Source organism: Streptomyces longispororuber, assembly GCF_024448165.1.
In the GTDB taxonomy this organism is placed as follows: Bacteria; Actinomycetota; Actinomycetes; order Streptomycetales; family Streptomycetaceae; genus Streptomyces; species Streptomyces longispororuber_A.
This window is the reverse complement of the sequence record NZ_JAMOLN010000423.1, coordinates 1-2,409: the sequence shown is the minus strand read 5'-3', so window position 1 is coordinate 2,409 and position 2,409 is coordinate 1. Positions and strand designations below refer to the sequence as shown.

The window sequence follows — 2,409 nt, the reverse complement described above, 5'->3', positions numbered from 1 at the left end:
CTTCTCCCTCGTCGGCGTCGTCTGGGACGACCCGGACGACGTCCTCCACGGCCATGTGCAGGTCCGCACCCGCACCACCGGGACCGCCACCTGGTCCGCCTGGCAGGACGTGGAGACCCACAACGACGACGCCCCCGACCCGGACACCCCCGAGCGCACCTCCGGCCATGTCCGCGGTTCCACCGCGCCCCTCTGGGTCGGCGACTCCGACGGCGTGGAAGTACGGGTCAAGGCCGACGCCCCCACCGCCACGCGCGCGGCGGACCGCACCGGGGCCCTCCCCAAGGGCCTGCGCCTCGAACTCGTCGACCCGGGCGACGAGCCCCCGCCCCAGGGCGCCCCCGCGGACGGCCCCCGCGCCACCGGCCTCAGCGCCGAGACGGCCGCCTCCTCCGCGGTGAACGCCGAGCTCGCCCCGCTGGGCGCCCTCGCGGTCCCCGCCCTCACGAAGGAGGCCACGGAGGACGAGGTGATCGAGGCCCGCGGCGGCGAACCGGACGCCACGCAGGCCAGGCCGTACGTCGGAGCCCGGCCGCGCATCATCACGCGCAAGGGCTGGGGCGCCGACGAGAAGCTCCGCGAACGCGACTTCGCGTACACGAAGACGGTCAAGGCGGCCTTCGTCCACCACAGCGCGTCGGGCAACAACTACCGCTGCTCACAAGCCCCTTCAGTCATCCGCAGTATCTACCGCTACCACGTCAAGAGCAGTGGCTGGCGTGACATCGGCTACAACTTCCTCGTAGACAAATGCGGAAACATCTACGAAGGTCGCGCCGGCGGCATCGCCAAGCCGGTCATGGGCGCCCACACGCTCGGCTTCAACACGAACAGCATGGGTGTCGCCGTCCTCGGTTCCTTCGGTGGCTCGAACCCGCCCGCCGCCGCGGTGAACGCCATCGCCAAGCTCACGGCCTGGAAGCTCGGGCTGTACGGGGCAAATCCGCGTGGGACGACATATCTCAAGTCAGGCGGTGGCAATCTGTACCGCAAGGGAAAGAATGTGCGACTGCATGTGATCTCCGGCCACCGGGACGGATTCGCAACCGAATGCCCGGGACGCCGTCTCTACAACAAACTCGGCAAGGCCCGCTCCAGCTCGGCCCACCTCCAGGGCCGCTGACGCCGGCCGGCCCGGGTCGCGCACGGTCTGCATACACTGGCCGGCCGAAAGACAGTTCGGCCGGCCCCAGCAGGAAGCAGAGACGACAGGTGACAGAAGCGATCCTCCTGGTCGGCGGCAAGGGCACCAGACTGCGCCCGCTCACGGTGAACACGCCGAAGCCGATGGTCCCGGCGGCAGGCGTCCCGTTCCTCACGCACCAACTGGCGCGCGCGAAGGCGGCCGGGGTCGACCACATCGTCCTGGCCACCTCCTACCTGGCGGAGGTCTTCGAGCCGTACTTCGGCGACGGCTCCCGCCTCGGCCTGCACCTCGAGTACGTCACCGAGGTCGAGCCCCTCGGCACGGGCGGCGCGATCCGCAACGTCGCCGCGCACCTGCACTCCGGGCCCGACGACCCGGTCCTGATCTTCAACGGCGACATCCTGACCGGGCTCGACATCCCGGCCCTGGTCGACGAGCACAACACGTCCGGCGCGGACGTCTCCCTCCACCTGTCCCGCGTCGAGGACCCGCGCGCGTACGGTCTGGTCCCCACGGACGGGACGGGCCGGGTGACGGCCTTCCTGGAGAAGCCGCAGACCCCCGAAGAGATCGTCACGGACCAGATCAACGCGGGCGCGTACGTCTTCCGCCGCTCGGTCATCGACACGATCCCGACGGGCCGCCCGGTCTCGGTCGAGCGCGAGACGTTCCCCGACCTGCTCTCCTCCGGCGCGCACCTCCAGGGCATGGTCGACTCCACGTACTGGCTGGACCTCGGCACCCCGCAGGCGTTCGTCCGCGGCTCCGCCGACCTGGTCCTGGGCCGCGCCCCGTCCCCGGCGGTCCCGGGCCGCTGCGGCGACCGCCTGGTGCTGCCCACGGCCGACGTGGCGCCGGACGCGAAGCTGACGGCGGGCACGGTCGTGGGCGAGAACGCCCGGGTCGGCGCCGGCGCCCGCATCTCCGGCTCCGCGGTGCTGGCCGACGCGGTGATCGAACCGGGAGCGGTGATCACGGACTCCCTGATCGGCCGGGGCGCCCGCGTCGGGGCCCGCACGGTCCTCACGGGGGCGGTGATCGGCGACGGCGCGCAGGTCGGCGCCGACAACGAACTCCAGACGGGCGTCCGCATCTGGTGCGACGCCCACCTCCCCCCGTCCTCGGTCCGCTTCTCCTCGGACCAGTAGCGAGCCTTTCGTCCCTCCGGCGCTTGAGGTGCGGGGCCCGGGGCGGAGTCCCGTGGCGTCCGCCACTCCGCCCCGAAGGGGCAATTTCGGGAAGGGGCGGGTCCGGGGAGGAAA

General features: G+C 71.9%; 2 protein-coding genes. Both read left to right on the top strand.

Annotated elements, in window-relative coordinates:
* Window positions 1–1,123 (top strand): peptidoglycan recognition protein family protein (locus tag M4J07_RS47635; RefSeq protein WP_255983642.1); only part of this gene is annotated, 1,123 nt, incomplete at its 5' end.
* Between the two features lie 89 nt (window positions 1,124–1,212).
* Complete coding sequence (locus M4J07_RS47630; protein WP_255983640.1) at window positions 1,213–2,295, top strand: sugar phosphate nucleotidyltransferase; 1,083 nt, start codon at window positions 1,213–1,215, stop codon at window positions 2,293–2,295.
* Window positions 2,296–2,409 lie beyond the last annotated feature (114 nt).